14 protein-coding genes are annotated in these 16,117 nt (G+C 44.3%); 11 read left to right on the top strand and 3 right to left on the bottom strand.

The window, feature by feature from the left end:
* Window positions 1–257 precede the first annotated feature (257 nt).
* Window positions 258–1,208 (top strand): multiprotein-bridging factor 1 family protein, encoded by a 951-nt coding sequence (locus tag AB4135_RS20940; protein ID WP_371995363.1) that lies wholly within the window; start codon window positions 258–260, stop codon window positions 1,206–1,208.
* A 237-nt stretch (window positions 1,209–1,445) separates the two neighbouring features.
* A complete protein-coding gene (locus AB4135_RS20935) occupies window positions 1,446–2,018 on the top strand; it encodes a GAF domain-containing protein (RefSeq protein WP_371995362.1) in 573 nt (190 codons plus the stop codon).
* A 12-nt stretch (window positions 2,019–2,030) separates the two neighbouring features.
* Here the strand turns inward: AB4135_RS20935 and AB4135_RS20930 are convergent, their stop codons facing one another.
* Window positions 2,031–2,606 (bottom strand): esterase/lipase family protein, encoded by a 576-nt coding sequence (locus tag AB4135_RS20930; RefSeq protein ID WP_371995361.1) that lies wholly within the window; start codon window positions 2,604–2,606, stop codon window positions 2,031–2,033.
* A 180-nt stretch (window positions 2,607–2,786) separates the two neighbouring features.
* Here AB4135_RS20930 and AB4135_RS20925 point away from each other — a divergent pair, with 180 nt between their 5' ends.
* The 7 genes from AB4135_RS20925 to AB4135_RS20895 all read left to right on the top strand — a co-directional run bounded on the left by AB4135_RS20925 (window position 2,787) and on the right by AB4135_RS20895 (window position 10,812).
* On the top strand, window positions 2,787–3,815 hold the full coding sequence (locus tag AB4135_RS20925) for a class I SAM-dependent rRNA methyltransferase (protein WP_371995360.1): 1,029 nt from the start codon (window positions 2,787–2,789) through the stop codon (window positions 3,813–3,815).
* 366 nt (window positions 3,816–4,181) lie between these two features.
* Complete coding sequence (locus tag AB4135_RS20920; RefSeq protein WP_371995359.1) at window positions 4,182–5,351, top strand: MFS transporter; 1,170 nt, start codon at window positions 4,182–4,184, stop codon at window positions 5,349–5,351.
* Between the two features lie 298 nt (window positions 5,352–5,649).
* On the top strand, window positions 5,650–5,850 hold the full coding sequence (locus AB4135_RS20915) for a hypothetical protein (RefSeq protein ID WP_371995358.1): 201 nt from the start codon (window positions 5,650–5,652) through the stop codon (window positions 5,848–5,850).
* A 59-nt stretch (window positions 5,851–5,909) separates the two neighbouring features.
* Window positions 5,910–7,055 (top strand): ferritin-like domain-containing protein, encoded by a 1,146-nt coding sequence (locus AB4135_RS20910; RefSeq protein WP_371995357.1) that lies wholly within the window; start codon window positions 5,910–5,912, stop codon window positions 7,053–7,055.
* Between the two features lie 2 nt (window positions 7,056–7,057).
* Window positions 7,058–9,181 carry a LodA/GoxA family CTQ-dependent oxidase gene (locus AB4135_RS20905; RefSeq protein ID WP_371995356.1) on the top strand — a complete coding sequence of 708 codons (2,124 nt, stop codon included), beginning with the start codon at window positions 7,058–7,060 and terminating at the stop codon, window positions 9,179–9,181.
* Between the two features lie 3 nt (window positions 9,182–9,184).
* A complete protein-coding gene (locus AB4135_RS20900) occupies window positions 9,185–10,288 on the top strand; it encodes an FAD-dependent monooxygenase (RefSeq protein ID WP_371995355.1) in 1,104 nt (367 codons plus the stop codon).
* Between the two features lie 314 nt (window positions 10,289–10,602).
* Window positions 10,603–10,812, top strand: coding sequence for a molybdopterin-binding protein (locus AB4135_RS20895; protein WP_020910844.1), 210 nt, complete (start codon window positions 10,603–10,605; stop codon window positions 10,810–10,812).
* Window positions 10,813–10,870: 58 nt separating this feature from the next.
* On the opposite strand, the gene AB4135_RS20890 is transcribed toward AB4135_RS20895, so the two are convergent.
* The gene (locus AB4135_RS20890; protein WP_371995354.1) at window positions 10,871–11,191 is read right to left on the bottom strand and encodes a hypothetical protein; all 321 of its coding nucleotides are present in this window, start codon (window positions 11,189–11,191) and stop codon (window positions 10,871–10,873) included.
* 381 nt (window positions 11,192–11,572) lie between these two features.
* Between AB4135_RS20890 and AB4135_RS20885 the strand changes: the two genes are divergently transcribed.
* The gene (locus tag AB4135_RS20885) at window positions 11,573–14,833 is read left to right on the top strand and encodes a winged helix-turn-helix domain-containing protein (RefSeq protein ID WP_371995353.1); all 3,261 of its coding nucleotides are present in this window, start codon (window positions 11,573–11,575) and stop codon (window positions 14,831–14,833) included.
* A 71-nt stretch (window positions 14,834–14,904) separates the two neighbouring features.
* The gene (locus tag AB4135_RS20880; RefSeq protein WP_371995352.1) at window positions 14,905–15,297 is read left to right on the top strand and encodes a DP-EP family protein; all 393 of its coding nucleotides are present in this window, start codon (window positions 14,905–14,907) and stop codon (window positions 15,295–15,297) included.
* Window positions 15,298–15,884: 587 nt separating this feature from the next.
* Here AB4135_RS20880 and AB4135_RS20875 read toward each other — a convergent pair.
* Window positions 15,885–16,117, bottom strand: a 233-nt coding sequence (locus AB4135_RS20875; RefSeq protein ID WP_371995351.1) for an IS30 family transposase, incomplete at its 5' end; no start/stop codon positions are given.

Here is a 16,117-nt window from a genome sequence, read left to right as displayed (position 1 = left end):
CACAATATAGTCTACAACACAGTAAAAATAGCCAAGCAACGTGGCCCTTTGGGTTCGTTTCAATTCTTTTATTCTTTTATTCTTTTATGACTAGACTGCGTTACGAGCCTTTCGCTTAGCCAGCTAAGCATCATCGCTCAAGCCTTGTACTAAAATAATTGAATTCGAACAAAAACTAAGCTCGAAAGATCAACAGTCCCTGGTTGAAATCAAATTGTTCGGTGTTGGTATTTATCGAGTAAGACAAAGGGGTCAGCATGAAATCAGACAAATTTGCAGGCATTGCAGATTACATTACCCAGCGACGTGCTCAAAAAGGCTTGTCTCAAGAAGCGCTAGCCTATGATCTGATTGATTATCATGAACTGTTTGCCGATCTCGACTCTTTGACAATCAGTCGTTGGGAGCGAGCAAAGGTTAGCCCTAATTTGCGTAGACAGGTTGCGCTTATGGAGTTCTTTGGCGACAAACCCCATACACTATTATGTGATCCCGCTTTTGAGCTCAAACAATTACCCTCGCTCGACGCATTCAACAAAATGTTAGAACAGCAGTTCAAGTACAATCATGTGATGGGAGCTCATCCCTATATTTCTCCTGAAAATGTTAGCTTCGATAAACTGTGTAAGCGTGCAGATGAAGCACCACAAATGTACGGTTGGATAGCCAACTATCACACCAACCTCAGTCGAGGACGAGAGCATTGGAGTCAAGATTTTATAAAATCGTTAGCTGATGTCGACTCCACCGAAGTCTCTTTTTATCTGGTCAATGGTTTACTCGCTGGCCACATTTTTATGGTAAAAGTCAGCCAGGAAACGTTTGAGCAACTACTTTTCGGTAAACTCCAAGACCATGAGTTAACACCTGCTCACCTAATAAGCAGCAATCAACCAGGTTGCCTCTACATGCTAAGTACTTATCTAGGCGGAGCCCACGTTTCACAAGACTTCGTTGCACAACTACTATTGACCTTGGTTGAAGATCCACAGAACACCTCTTTTGGCTATAAAGCGCGCTCAGACATTGGCATTAAGCTAATGGATTTTCTCGGTGGAGTAGTGGTCCACACAGGTGAAGCATTAACTGAACGCTTAGACGGTGCAAAATACCAAGGTAAGCGTCGCAGCTATGTCTCCTTTCACCTCCAGCGACAGGTACTGATTGCCAGCGCGCTGTTTATTAACCTCATTCGTAACAGTAAATAATCAAAATATCTAATAGCAATACACTAACAAGGAAATAACGATTTCTGTACCTAATACGGCTTGAATTTAAATCTATGAGGGACTATTACGTGGCAAAGTACTTAATCCAATCGGTATAAAATCTGCTTTTTTATCGCAGATTTCTTAGAATCTAAGTTGATTTTGGCCAGAAACCAACTTAACTATTTATTAAGGTTGCACGGAATCGCGCCTATTATCTGCAAAAGGAATATAGATATGATTGCTCTCGATACACAAGAGATCGACATTCACCATGACATCTGTCAAAGCTGGCAAGAGATGGTCAATTTGGTTTCAGAAATATCTCGCATCCCCGCCATATTAGTGATGCGAGCCTACCCCAGAGAAATAGAAGTTTTTATCGCCGCCAACACTCCGAATAACCCGTTTAAAGCAAAAGATCGAGAACGTTTAGGTATTGGCTTATATTGCGAAGCAGTGATTACAGGTAAGAAAGAGTTAGTTGTTAACGATGCCACTCAAGATCCAAATTGGGCTAAAAACCCAGATATTAAACTCGGCTTGATTGCCTATCTAGGTTTACCTATCTGTTGGCCCAACGGTGACATATTTGGCACTATCTGCATGTTAGATTCGCAACCTACTCAATTTGATAACCCAACAAAACAACTGCTCACCCGCTTTAAGTCAAATATTGAAACCGATCTTAAACATGCTTATCAACAAGCACTATTAGCTGAGGAAAATGCTCAACTAAGTAAGAAGTTGCCAAGCAGCAACCACAGTTCAGAAACAGCGAGCCCCTTAGAGCATCGACGTTCTGTTTAAGCAGAAACAATGTTAACTTGGCAAATTCCCATTGATTTCATTAACTATTTTACGACTAAAAATCACGCTAAGGTGTAGAACAATCCAAAAAGACTTATTCTCTGCCACCGCCCAAACGGAACTAACACTAGGCACAATAGTAAGATCTATCGGGGTGCGATAGGAATACAACACAACCCCTTCAAGGCTGCTAACAGTGGCATTGAGCTTACCTAACAATTCGCTTTTAGGTCGCAGCTGCCGAACCCCTTTAGACGGATAAGGCAGGTAAGCCCAAATACTACCTGCGTGAGGCGTTGATAAACTAAAGAACTGGCTCACTCTGCTCGCCCCGCCCAATAATTGTAGGTAATAGCGACCGACGATGCCGCCCATGCTAAAACCAATTAACACTAACTCATCGGCCTCTCCAAAATAGCTATCTATCTGCTGTTTTAAATTTTCAGCAGCATGTTCAATCCCCAAGCGCCCATCAAAGGGGCCAACGGTAGGAGAAAAACATTCATGACCCGCTTTTGTCAGCTGATGCTGCATCCAGCGCATCACGTGTCCGGTATTAAAAATGCCGTGCACTAATACTATTTTCACTGAAACTCCTTCTAGCCTTATCCTTTTTCATACTCTAGCAATAAAAACATACATTATGCTTTAGCAATAGTCATTACAGTACAAAACCATTAATCCCCCAGCAGCAATGATATTTATCATATTAAATTTGCTATTATTAGCTCGTCCTATCTGTCCTTATTTCAAATGAGCCCATTATTTATGTCGATAAGCCCAACGCCTCAGTCAATTCCACAAGCTTTGGCGTCTGCCATTAGTAAGCGTACTCAATTTCTTGCTCACGCCGAAGAAAATGACACTAATTGCTATCGTATTTTTCACGGCACTGTCGAAGGTGTTAATGGCCTCAACATCGATCGTTACGGCGAAGCTTGGTTGATTCAAAGTTTTCATCAGTCATTGACCGAGGAGGAGCTAGCTCAAGTATCGGAGCAACTCACTCAACAAACACCACTACCGGTTATTTATAACGATCGATCCAACAAAAACTCTCGCGTACTTAACCCCTTAAGCGACGAGAATGAAACCTTTGCCACAAGTGAGCAGAAAATGCTGGAAAATGGCATGTTGTTTAGCAGTAAATTACGCCATGAAGGGCAAGATCCACTGCTATTTTTAGATATGCGAGTTGGCCGCGAATACGTCAAAGCGCACAGTGAAGGTTGCAGCGTACTGAACCTGTTCTCCTACACTTGTGGTATTGGTACTGCTGCAGCGGTTGGCGGTGCGTCTCGAGTGGTAAATATCGACTTTTCCTCATTTGCGCTGGCTGCAGGCAAGAAAAATGCCCAGCTCAACCATGTTGAAGATATCTGTGAGTTTGTACAAAGCGATGCATTCCCCGCCCTCAGACAATTAGCAGGACTAAAAGTGGGAGGGCGCAGAAACCAAAAGCTTCCAGCCTATCCAAAACTCGCAGCAACACAATTTGATTTAGTCTTTTTAGATCCACCAAGATACGCTAAGAGCCCATTTGGAATTGTCGATCTGATCAATGATTACCAAAGTTTGTTTAAGCCGGCACTACTCACCACCAAAGCAAAAGGCACCATTGTCTGTTGTAACAATGTCGCCAAAGTGGATCGCCAAGCTTGGTTTGACAGCTTAGTGCGCTGCGTTGAAAAACAAGGCCGCCAAGTCACCCACCATACTTGGCTTGATTGCCATCAAGACTTCCCCTCGTTTGATGGCAACCACCCACTTAAAATAGTGGCACTGACCTTAAGCTAGCCACTACCTCAGCGTCTAGAACAGCAATAAATGGCAAGAAAACCTGTCATTTATTGCTGCTTTACAACATATCGAGCTCAAACAAGATAAACCATAACAATCTAAAATACTTTCTCTCGCAATCCCACCGACAATAAAATCAACGTCAGCAATCCTTAACAAACAAGTAGCCCCGCCAAAACCAACAACCACAAAGACAGGTAAATAACAATTAAAACATAGGGTTAACCATGGAACCAACTCTTTAGCACCCACAAGCCAACAATGTTCAAAAAATAATCTTTACTTTATAAAAAAAAAGCCTAAACTCCGCTTCCCGATATTTAGCATCAAACATGCAAAAGCATATACATTCAGGAGTACAAGGTGGATAAATCTGCCTTTTTAACTGCGAAAAATAGCACCTTCACCCCAGTGACAGGATTAGCCTTTTTTGCAATCGCTTCCGGCTTTCTAATGAGCCTTATACCACTGTCGTTAACCTCATTTAGCATGGACCGTTCACTGACAGCTTGGTTAGCCAGTATTTTCTACCTAGGCATACTCGTGGGCACGATGGCGGTACAGTCTGTTATCACTAAGAGCGGTCATCGCTTGGCACTTATCCTGTTCCTATCTCTGTTGATAGCAACCATATTGTTGATGCTCATGCTTCCAGTTGCGCCGGTATGGTTAGCGGCACGATTCATTGCTGGCATAGCTGTTGCTGGCGTATTTGTCGTGGTGGAGTCTTGGCTACTCATGGCCGATAGCGCTAAACAAAGAGCTAAGCGATTAGGTTTATATATGATGTCGCTTTATGGCGGTAGCGCCCTAGGTCAGCTTGCAATTGGTCCTATTGGTATCAATGGCTTAACTCCATTTTTTTGTGTCATAGGGTTATTGCTAATTGCCATACTGCCGCCACTGCTGGTTAAAAAGGGGCAGCCTTTACAGTTGCAGCATCAAAAAATAGGGCTGAAAGAAGCACGCAAGATCAGCACGCCTGCCATTATAGGTTGCCTAGTCTCAGGTATGTTGCTCGGGCCTATATATGGCTTGATGCCAAGCTACATTAATACCCAGCTTGCCAGTACCGATAAAACAGCATTTCTAATGGCAGTGATTATTATTGGCGGTATGCTCATTCAACCATTAGTGAGCTTTTTATCGATAAGAGTCAGTAAAAGCTTACTGATGGCGCTGTTTTGTCTACTTGGAACCATAGGTATTGTGGGAGTGTTAGACGGCAAATCAATGCTAATCATCAGCGTGAGCTACTTTATTCTAGGTGCAAGTTGCTTTGCCTTGTACCCCATTGCAATCACGCTTGCTTGTGAAGCCATAGGAGCTGAAAAGATAGTCGCAGCGACTGAGTTAATGCTACTCAGTTACAGTGTCGGCTCCGTTTTTGGTCCCATCATTGCCGAGCACAGCAACCGTTCTGCGCATTCGCTGATTTTGTATTTAGGTTTTGTGTTGACCACAACGTCTATTTATATGCTGTTAAAAAGTTTACACAAAACCCATAGCGGCCAAACTCCCGCTATCGGCTAATCCACCTTTTAAAACACATAGGGATAAGAACATTAGCTTTAATGTTCTTATCATCTAACCATCACAGCTCAAGCATAGTCTAGCCTCAGGTAAGCTCCCGCCCCCCAAAAAAACCTAGCGCCCAACATCTGCAACAAAACAAATCGAAAGCCATATCAAGCAGCTGATAAGTAATAACTTAATTAAAAAGAAGATTTCCGAAAGGTTACAAGTAGCGATCTCACCTAACCTCTATTTCGAGTGTAAATGAGTAACACAGTTAACAATGGATGTTAATTGACGACAAGGAGTCACCGTCATGCAAGTTAAGCAAACACATCTACAGCAAACGACATCTAAGCATTACTTGAAAAACCAACTAACCCTGTTTATTTCAGCAGCGACAGCCATGGCCAGTGCATATGCCGCAACGGCTGACGTAACAGCTAAACACAGCGATAAAGCTGGCCAAGCAGATAGTGCCGCTGAGGCCAACAACCTGCAAGCAGACACTCTATAACCCAGTAGCAATGGGGCAAACCCAGCTAATTTATGCAGCGCACCAAAAGGAAATACATGATGAGTATTAAACAATTTCTCGGGATGAGAACGCAGCAAGAACTGCTAACCAGTCACGACATAGTGCATCCCAAAAGGATTTTAAATAAAAACCTCTGGACCATTGAGGCTCTGCGGGAGCATCTACAGTGGGCCGTCGACGTCGAACTTTATACCATTCCGTATTATATGTCGGCAATGTACTCCGTCATCGACCAAGCCTCTGAGGCCAGACGCTTAGTACGTTCAGTGGTTAACCAAGAGATGCTGCATATGCAGTGTGCAGCCAATATCGCTAACGCCTACGGTGTTGATCTGCACATTACAGCCCCTCACTATGGCAAAGAGGTTCCACACCTAGACTTTACCGAAAACCCCAACCAACCCACAAAAGTCTTCAGCCCTTATAGCACTCAAATAGGGCCGATGGATGTTGAGCGTATCAACACTATGTGTATTATCGAATGCCCTGGTGAGCTTAGCCCGGCAACCTTAAACCCTAACAGCGATGAGTACAGCTCAATTGGTGAGATCTACAATGCAATCCGCGAAGGTGCGGCGGTACTTAGCGAATGCATCATTGCCAATAATAACCAAGTTGCTCATTTCCAATCCACTTACCCAGAGGTCAGCTCGCTAACGGTCAGCAAAGATTGCTGTGAGGGGTTCAAACAAGTTAATGGGCTAATCGATTTGATCGTCGATCAAGGCGAAGGCGCAGCTTGGCCCGATGAGAAAATCAATCGAGACGTCCCCATTGAGCAACGTTTTGAAGACTACCAACAGGAGCAGCTATCACCTGAGTATCAAAACCATGTTGACGACATTCAGCCCTATTGGGATCACTTCCAAAAGTTTACTTACCTGCGAAAGCAAACACTGCCAGCAACCTTTCCGTTAAATTTTGGCAGCCCTAGAGGACTTCAAAACCAGCAGATCCTCGTTAGCCACTTTGGTCATTTCCTACAGCTAATGAATATTGTGTTTAACCCTATTTATCAACAACAGTTGGCCAAAGAGAATGGCATCAGTGTCGAGCAGGTACAGCATGAGGCTGGCGCCGAGTTTGGCACCACCATGTACAAAGTCGGCGCAGCAATAGCCGCCTGCTGGGAAAACGGAGTCGTCCCAGTATTCTCTACTTCACAAAGCCAAACGGAGCAATAATCATGAGCCAGTCTATTTTTAAAATTCATCCAGCTATTGGTATTGCTCGCGTGGGCAATAGCAGTGAGTATTATCTTGCACCAGAATCCATTGCCGCAATGCCGCAACCCGGTAAGCCCTGCGATCCTACAACTGGCGGGTTACCTATTCGTCCTGGCACTGAAAATACCATCATAAAAAGCTCAGAGTTCCGTGATGCCTGTGGTGCCTTTAAACGCCAAGCGGCACGCTTTCGTATTTTTGCCTATCCTGAAGAGAAGGTAGAACAATATCCAGCAGCAGATGGACAAGAGATTAAAATTGGCAGCGTTATCGATGGCAAGAAGGTCGTCGACATTGTTTGGAGTGTCCATCTAGCCAACAAAAAATGTAGCTGGTTTGCCAATGATGACGACCATGGTGCAGTCGCTTATGACAATGGTGCCACGCCGACCTTAAGAAACTTGCGCGAGGGTCTAGACCCATACAATGGCGAGCGACTCAAAAAGCTAATTATTGATGCCGGCCCACGGGTGCTGAAAGGCTGTAATGGCAAAGTAGAATTTAACCCTAATCACGTCGCATCTATCGAAAAAAATGCTGAAATCCAACAGCTACCCGACTATCCACAGTCCTTCCCATATATGCATTTTGAGCAATTAGAAACACCTCAAGGGCGTATCGATAGCTTAGGAGAGATGGAAACCGACAGCTGTGGTCGACTCATTGTTGCTGGTGGTTACGGTAAAAGTAACGCATGGAAGCTAGATGCAAAAGATAAAGTACAGATAAATAATCCCGTCAATAATGACCAATGGTTTGACGACACCTCTGACGGTCCAGTCAATGCCACGGTGCAGTTTGACGATGGCACAACTGCCACAGTCTTTGGTGGCTGGGTGGTGGTGACAGACCCAAGCTATGCGCCGCAAACCCTCAATGTCGTATCACTGTTTGACGAAGCATATGATCTATTTTTACGAGAGTTAGAGTTAGATCCAGCCATTTTCAGTAACGGTCAGTTTAACCCCAACTATCAGCCGGCTTTCGACGACCACATTAAACCTATCTTCAGAGCCACAGCGCAGCAATTGTGGAATGCCTATCTGCCTAGTTTTGCCATTGACGCCCATAACAGTGTCGACAGTATCAGCGCCGACGACAATCCCGACGAAACCATTTTGGCGGGCCTTGCCTACATTCGCCAACCCAATGCCGGAAAGCAAGCAAGCTGGCGCTCACAATCTATCGACGTGGGAGCACCGCTAATGCCATTGGCACTTGGCGATTCAAGTCCCGCTGGCGGCAAACCGTTTCTCAGCCCAACGGTGAGCCAATACCATGCTCTACATTGTTGGTCTAATCACCAGTATAAAAAGAGTAACGACAAGCCACTTGGCGCGGGAGAATACCTAGACCGAGCCACGCTGCAAAACTGCCTTGGAGGTCGCTTTAGCCCAGGTATTGATATGACCTGGGTGATCCGCGAGCCCAGCATGTATGTCACAAACTGGCAGCAAGGTGCAGGGCCGTTCCGAATTCATCACAAAACACTCGATTACGCCGCCGTCAGCAACCAAAGCCTTGGTTATAAAGCGCCGTTACTGACCCTTGGCTGGATCCCTCGCCATGAAGATGTTGAACACCTAGGGCTAGAGCCAGGCGATGCCACTAAATTTATGGCACTGCCATGGCATGCAGACTACAACTCTTGTGCTATTCATCAAACCTCTCCCAACACGCAAGACTCCCAAACTCTCTATTGGTCGTGGCCAGCCCAGCGTCCAGTGACGGTTTATACCGCCCAAGACTTTCAAGACTCACAGATAGATAAAGACCGTCACGGCCTACCGCCACAGCGTTACTCAGTTAGAGGCCGCGGCACAGTACCGGGAGAAAATAGCCCAACGGACAGTGGTAACTTAGCCAATGCAGGCCGCTTCTGGCAGTACAGTGAGATGCTTGAAAAATGGAACGACATTGGTGTGATAGTGCAAGCCAGCATCATAGATGACGGCCAATGCTACCCCGATGATGTCTATCTAGAAGTGGAAAGTAAGCTCGAAGGTAAAACCCCAGAACTGAAGCAACCCACCCCTTGGCCGATGATTGCTGGCAACGAAACTGCCATCAACAAAAAGAGGTAAGCGATGAAACCACTCTATGACGTCATCATCGTCGGAGGGGGCCCTGCAGGTTGTGCAACAGCGATTGCGTTGCACAACCTTGGGGTTAACAATACGCTTGTCGTCGAGGGCAGTGACTACACTGCCCCTCGAATTGGCGAGAGCATCCCACCCAACAGCCGCGAACTCTTCGAACAACTGGAGATCTGGAACGCCTTTAGTGCACAAAAACATGCACCTTGCTTAGGCAGCTACTCAAGCTGGGGCAGCGATCAACTTGGCTACAACGACTACCTGTTTAATCCCCAGGGCAACGGCTGGCATTTAAACCGCAGCGCATTCGACAGATTTCTCGCCATGCAGGTCGAAAAACAGGGCGGCGCACTGTTGAAAAACAGCCATTTTGCTAGCTTAACCCAAGAGCAACACCCCTATCCGATTCAAGTGACTCTACGTAATAAAGCCCAAATTCGATGTCGCTTTATCGTTGATGCCACAGGCCGTAGCGCTAAAGTTGCCCGCCAATTTAACGCTAAAGTACAAGTTGAAGATCAGCTCGTTGCAGTAAGCGGCTACTTTAACGCTAGCGACATCATCACTAAACAGAGTTATCAGCAGATGACCCTGCTTGAGGCAGTTGATTACGGCTGGTGGTATTTAGCTCACCTACCAAATGATAAGGTCATCGTCACTGTTGCCAGCGACGCCGAGGTTATCAAGCAAAAGCAGCTCAAAAGCATTGATGCTTGGCAGCACGCGCTGCAACTCACCCAACATATTAGCCCTATTGCAGGTCAAGCAACCCCAAGCAACCTGCACACTTGGATTGCCCAGTCCGCCATTATGGATCCCCCTGCCGACCAGTGCTGGCTTGCTGTTGGCGACTCTGCATCAAGCTTCGATCCTATTAGCTCACAAGGGATCTACAAAGCCCTTAAAAATGGCATAGATGCCGCAACAGCAATTAAAGCTTGGCTCAGCAATAACGCCCAAGAGCTCAATCAATATCGCAACAATCTAGGCCACAGTTTTATTAATTACCTTGAGCAAAAAGCCTACTTTTATAATCAAGAGCAGCGTTGGCCAGAAAGTGATTTTTGGCAAAAAAGGCAAGGGTCACCACAGTAAAAGCCAACGTGAACTAGAGGGCTATAGCCCTTTATCATTTAATCATCGCAAGGTATTAGCTCAGTTAACTATGTGAGCAAAGCAAAAAAGGAAGTTAGCAACAAAGCAGGAGATAGCACAATTAACTAGCGAGTTTTATATTTCATTCTACAACAACAACTTAAACTATAAATCCACCAAAAAAGAGTTGAATATTAGCTTTTATTGAAAAGTTGCGATTCAGTTCAAACAAATGTAACTGTTTCACATTTAAATTATATAGATAACAGCACATTACGTATACTTAGCGCTTTATACATTAAAGGAACTAACCGATGAAAATCAGCGCACGTAACACCCTCAATGGCAAAATCAAATCTATCGACGAAGGTTCAGTCAATAACGAAGTTGTTATTGAACTAGCGCCAGGCGTTGAGATCACCTCTGTTGTGACTAAAAAATCGTGCCAACAACTTGGCCTAGTGGTCGGTGGTGATGCATATGCCATTATCAAGGCAAGCAATGTAATGGTTGCTGTAGATTAACCAAGTCATCTAAGTTTGGTTAGCAAAGCCGCGGTTGCAATTGTAATAGCGGCTTTAATCAGCCAAATAGCGAGATAATGAAGCCAATGATAATCAGAGATGTACCCAATAAAATGGTATATTTCACTCGAGTTGCTTGTTTAAAAGCTTGATGACCAGCGTATTGAATTTCAATATTGTCTGAGACTTCGAAACCACGCCCAAGTGTCCAGAAAAATAACGTCAACCTATCAAAAGAAGCCATAAAACGCCCCTGCGAACCCAGTAAACTATCCCACTGCTGCCTATCATTACGTTTTAACGTACGATTAAGCTCCGGCAATCCCATACAAGCAATGCCTATAAACAGCACCACAAAGCCCATAGCTAATACTGTCATATTGTCCTCCACTGACCAAAGCCACACCTACTAGGCTAAACATCGGACAAATTCACCAATAAGTAAAGACCTACTAACTCCTCAAACCAATAAAAATAAGCTTTTTTTGAAATAACACTATTACTAATCGTTTTAAGCCAACTTAAATTATCTGCTTCAGTAGCCATCTAACCCTTTACGGACAGCCATATTAAAATTAAACAACAAATTAACAACATTCACACTTTAACTACACCAAGAACGATGCCATAATCATTAACAATTTAGTGTTTAACCGTCTGATTTATGAATTTTTTTTGACTATTTTTCCGGGTAAATACAGTAGGAACAACCTTACCCTAGGTCATTTGCGCCACCCTATAGGGCCAATGGAATGAAACTATGAGTGATAACACTTTTTTCTTCGGTGACTGGCAAGTCGATCCTAATGCCAATAGCCTAAGAAACGGTAAACAGCTTAAGCAGTTAGAACCTAAAGCCATGGATGTACTTAACCTACTTTGTCAGCGCGCTGGTGAAGTGTTAAGTAGCGACGACATAGTGCACCACTGTTGGCCCAATACCGACGTGGGTGACAACCCGCTGCATAAAATCATTAATCAAATTCGTCGCGCCCTTGGCGACAGTGCTACCTCACCCATTTTTATCGAAACTATTCGCAAGCGCGGTTACCGCACCTTAGCAGAAGTACGCTTTCCTATTGGCCAAGAGGAAGCTGCCGACAGTCAAAGCTGGCTAAGTGGTTCACCTTTTCCAGGCCTGCAAGCATACTCCGCTGACTATGCCGACGTATTCTTTGGCCGTGGTAAACAGGTAAGTGTGCTGCTAGACAGGATCAGCCAACAGATAAAATATGGCCGCGCGTTCTGTCTCACCCTCGGCCCTAGCGGCAGCGGAAAATCTTCACTAATTAACGCCGGCGTGATGCCAAACTTAATGACAACTGCAGGCTATAACAGTGTCAAAGTGGCCTCTTATAGCGAACTAGATTTTGCCGATGTGGCTAGCTCGCAGCTGTTTATTGAACTTGCCAGCACCATGCTCGACTGGGAGTTGAACGATCTACCTGTATTTGATGGCTACAGCGCCGACACCTTAGCCAGCGCCATACAAGTCGAGCCCAATAGTATTATTCAGCTTTGCCAGCAAGCCTTGAAAAATCAAAGTAGTGACTTTACTCACTTCGCTCTGTTTATCGATAGGTTAGAGATTTTACTTTCATCACCGCTATTTAATGATGATGAGCGCCACCAGTTCGTCGAGCTCATTGAGCATTTGTCGACCTCAGGCACTGTACTTGTATTGAGTGCATGTCGTAATGAGTTTTACCCACTGCTGGTCAACTACCCCACACTCATGGCGGGCAAGAGTCGCGGTGCCCATTTTGACTTAGCGCCACCCTCACGCAGCGAACTGCTACAGATGATCCGCCTGCCGGCTATCGCCGCGAACCTAACTTGGGATAACGATCCAGACACCGCCATGCCGCTCGATGAAATCATCTGCAGCGAAGCGGCAAGTAACCCCGACGCCCTGCCCATGCTGCAGTTTATGTTGCAGGCACTGTATCTGCGTCGCAGTAGCGACAACCAGTTATTGCTGTCGGTCTACCAAGAACTTGGTGGTATTGAAGGGGCAATTGGCAAAAACGCCGAAGATGCGATTAACGCTTTAACCTATGCACAAAAAGCCAGCCTGCCACAGGTGTTATCGTTACTGGTCACCTTGCGTGAAGATGAAACCTCAATTACCAGTCGCACCGCCCGCTGGTCGCAGTTAAAAACCGAGTCAGAAACCGCATTAGTGCAGGCCATGGTCGACAGCCGTTTGTTTGTCTCCCATCTACAAAATGATGAGCCCTGTTTCAGTATCGCTCACGAAGCACTATTAAGACGCTGGCCGCGTGCCACCAAATGGATTGAAGCGCATCTAAGCGACCTGCAGATAAAAAGCCGCCTCTACCACCTAGCTAAGCGCTGGCGTAAAGAGCATAAAAATAGTGCTTACTTGCTCACCGAGGGCAAACCGCTCATTGAAGCGCAATCTCTGCAGAAAAATCCGCTGTTCAGTATCGACGCCGAAGAGCATGAACTCATCAAAGCCTCCGCTAAGCAGCAGCAACAAAAGCGCTGGCGTAGGCACCTGACCATAGCCGCCCTTTGCCTATTATCAGTGGTGTCAGTCATCATGAGTTACAAGAGTAATGAGGCGCAGAAAATGGCGCTGCAAAAACGCCTCGCCGCTGAAAACCTACTCGGCTTTATGGTCGGTGACTTCGCCGACAAAATGCGTGGCATCGGCCGTATGGACCTGCTCGATGGCATCAGCAACAAGGCGTTAGAATACTTTAGTGACGACAGCTTGAGCGATGATAGCCTTGACAATAATTTAGGTTTTGAAGCAAATTTTCAACATGCGCAAACCCTTGAGGCAATGGGTGAAGTCGCCTATTCACGGAATAAATTAGATGAAGCCAGCAGCGCTTTTCATGCCGCCCGCAACAAGCTCACCGCGCTGCTAGAAAAACAACCGCATAATCTTGAACTGCTTAAAACCCTCGGCGCCAACGCCTTTTGGATAGGCCAGCTCGATTACGATAACAGCGACTGGGATGCGGCAAGAGTGTGGTGGAAGATCTATAAGAATTATAGTCAAACCATGTTTGATATTGCGCCAGAGGATAATGATGCACTGATGGAGCTTTCTTATGCACAAAGTTCGTTAGGTTCTGTTTCAATGAAACTGCAGGATTTTGAAAGTGCGCGCAGAGGGTTTGAAGCTTCACTGGAATTAAAACAACTAGCCTTATCAGGAGATAAAACTAATAAGAAGTTAATTGCAGATGTTGCTAATGCTCGATCATGGTTAGCTAGTGCAGAATTGGCGCAAGGGAATATACATAAGGCTATTGCTATTCATCAGCAAATTCAAAGCCAGCTGTACAATACCTCCAGCAAAAATCCTTATACCCTTGACCGATTAGCGGGAAGCCATATTGTATTGGCTTCAACATATAATTATCTCGGACGGCAAGATGATGCTCTTACACAGGCAAAACTTGCTCACGTAGCAATATCAAATGCTCTCAAACAAGATCCTCAAAATGATGTTTGGCGAATTCAGCAGTATTATGCTTATTTTAACATAATGATGTTCGCTAATTACTCTACCGACCTAAATAAAAACTTTCGCCCTGAACATATATCTATCATACTCAAAAATGATAGTTCACTACAAAAATCCCCTCAACTCAAGAAGGTAATGGCGCACTTCCACCTTGCAGCAGCAAAGTATTTTATCACGAACAGTAATTATAAAGATGCAGAAAAACATATTCATTATTCTTCAGCACTATTTGAACAAATTGTATTTTTGAATCCGGGGAATAAGCAGAATCAAGGAAGTCTAGCTGCAATAAAACTACTAAAAGTAAAATTAAATAGAGCTTTCTCTCACCAACCTCTTCAATTAAATTTATGTGAACAAGCTAAAAGTTTACTGAAAAACATTGTTATAACGAATAAATCACCAAAGTACCTCATATCTTATGCCGAAGCATTAGCATGCTTAAATGAACTTGATAGCCAGACAGACTTAGTTATTTTTCTTAAAAAATCAGGCTTTAAAACTAGTCAATTCTAGCTTCCATATACGAAGTAGCAAATGGATTACCTTAAAACCATATTGTAAACACACCACCAAAGGAAGAGAAAATGCCTAACGAAACAAAAATTGTAGAATTCACCCTCACTGTAACCCTAAATAATGATGAAGTACCTCAATTCAATTACACCCAGGATGAAGACGGTAAACCAATTCCTGTGACAGGTAGCTTTGTTGTCAGCGAACCTACAACTATCCGCTATTATTTAGTTGATAAAACTGAAAAAGGGCTTGAATTTACAGGTGCTGCATTCGCCACTCCGTTCGATAACATTATTGATGAAGTTGAGCTAGGGCAAGACAATAGAGGCTCATATATAGATTTGATTGATACCGACGCAAAAGCAGGTAAAACAGGGTTCCGCTTTGTATTATCTAATCAGCAAAGTAACCTAATGATTTTAAGTCCAGACCCCGAAGTTATTAACCGTGGTGAGTATTAAACTTAAAAACTATAAACAGAAACAAAAATAAACAGCAAAAATAAACAGAAAAAAACACAGGACAGCCATATCTTTTAATGGCTCCTAGACCTAAGCAAAGATGAGGCGCTTGAGCCTCATCTTTTTGTTGCTGCTTTTTGTAGCCGCATGGATAACCCACCAAAAGACTAGCCAGCCATTGTTAATCAATAACATAACCGACTAACGTTAAGATATCGAAGCGTGGGAATGTGTTCATCACTAGTGGAAGTTTACGAAGTTACACCCAAAAGACTAGCCACAGGAAAACACAGGACAGCCATATTTTTAATGGCTCCTAGACCTAACCAAAAAAAATATACACAGGACAGCCATATCTTTTAATGGCTCCTGTCACAAAGAAAAATATAGGACAGCCATATCTTTATATGGCTCCTGTCACTAACCAAAGATGAGGCGCTTTCGCCTCATCTTTTTGTTGCGAAAAGATAGGACAGCCATATCTTTTGCTTTCTCATCTCTCTCGACTAAGCTTTAGCCTACCTTGAGTTACACACTGCCACTTTGGAAAAAAGTCCGAATTCAAGATCTAAGTGCACCACTCCAATTCATTCAAAAAGTTCTGCTGGTGTTTTGTAATTGAGTATCTTTCTGGGTCTGCTATTTATTAAGTTTACAATGGTTTCTAACTGTTCGCTTGTGACTGATGAAAAGTCGGTTCCTTTAGGGAAGTATCTCCTTAAGAGGCCGTTTGCATGTTCGTTAGCTCCTCTTTGCCATGAGCTATAAGGATCTGCAAAGTAAATATCGATACCTACAGCGCTCTCAAGCTCTTTGAAGG

Source organism: Shewanella sp. 10N.286.54.B9, from assembly GCF_041468565.1.
GTDB lineage: Bacteria > Pseudomonadota > Gammaproteobacteria > Enterobacterales > Shewanellaceae > Shewanella.
The sequence above is the reverse complement of the archived record's forward strand: the minus strand, read 5'-3'. Positions and strand labels throughout refer to the sequence as shown.

Bases quoted from the DNA above. Each gene is read 5' to 3' on its own strand.
- AB4135_RS20940 (WP_371995363.1), top strand. From the start codon at position 258: ATGAAATCAGACAAATTTGCAGGCATTGCAGATTACATTACCCAGCGA.
- AB4135_RS20935 (WP_371995362.1), top strand. From the start codon at position 1,446: ATGATTGCTCTCGATACACAAGAGATCGACATTCACCATGACATCTGT.
- AB4135_RS20925 (WP_371995360.1), top strand. From the start codon at position 2,787: ATGTCGATAAGCCCAACGCCTCAGTCAATTCCACAAGCTTTGGCGTCT.
- AB4135_RS20915 (WP_371995358.1), top strand. From the start codon at position 5,650: ATGCAAGTTAAGCAAACACATCTACAGCAAACGACATCTAAGCATTAC.
- AB4135_RS20910 (WP_371995357.1), top strand. From the start codon at position 5,910: ATGAGTATTAAACAATTTCTCGGGATGAGAACGCAGCAAGAACTGCTA.
- AB4135_RS20905 (WP_371995356.1), top strand. From the start codon at position 7,058: ATGAGCCAGTCTATTTTTAAAATTCATCCAGCTATTGGTATTGCTCGC.
- AB4135_RS20900 (WP_371995355.1), top strand. From the start codon at position 9,185: ATGAAACCACTCTATGACGTCATCATCGTCGGAGGGGGCCCTGCAGGT.
- AB4135_RS20895 (WP_020910844.1), top strand. From the start codon at position 10,603: ATGAAAATCAGCGCACGTAACACCCTCAATGGCAAAATCAAATCTATC.
- AB4135_RS20890 (WP_371995354.1), bottom strand. From the start codon at position 11,191: ATGACAGTATTAGCTATGGGCTTTGTGGTGCTGTTTATAGGCATTGCT.
- AB4135_RS20885 (WP_371995353.1), top strand. From the start codon at position 11,573: ATGAGTGATAACACTTTTTTCTTCGGTGACTGGCAAGTCGATCCTAAT.
- AB4135_RS20880 (WP_371995352.1), top strand. From the start codon at position 14,905: ATGCCTAACGAAACAAAAATTGTAGAATTCACCCTCACTGTAACCCTA.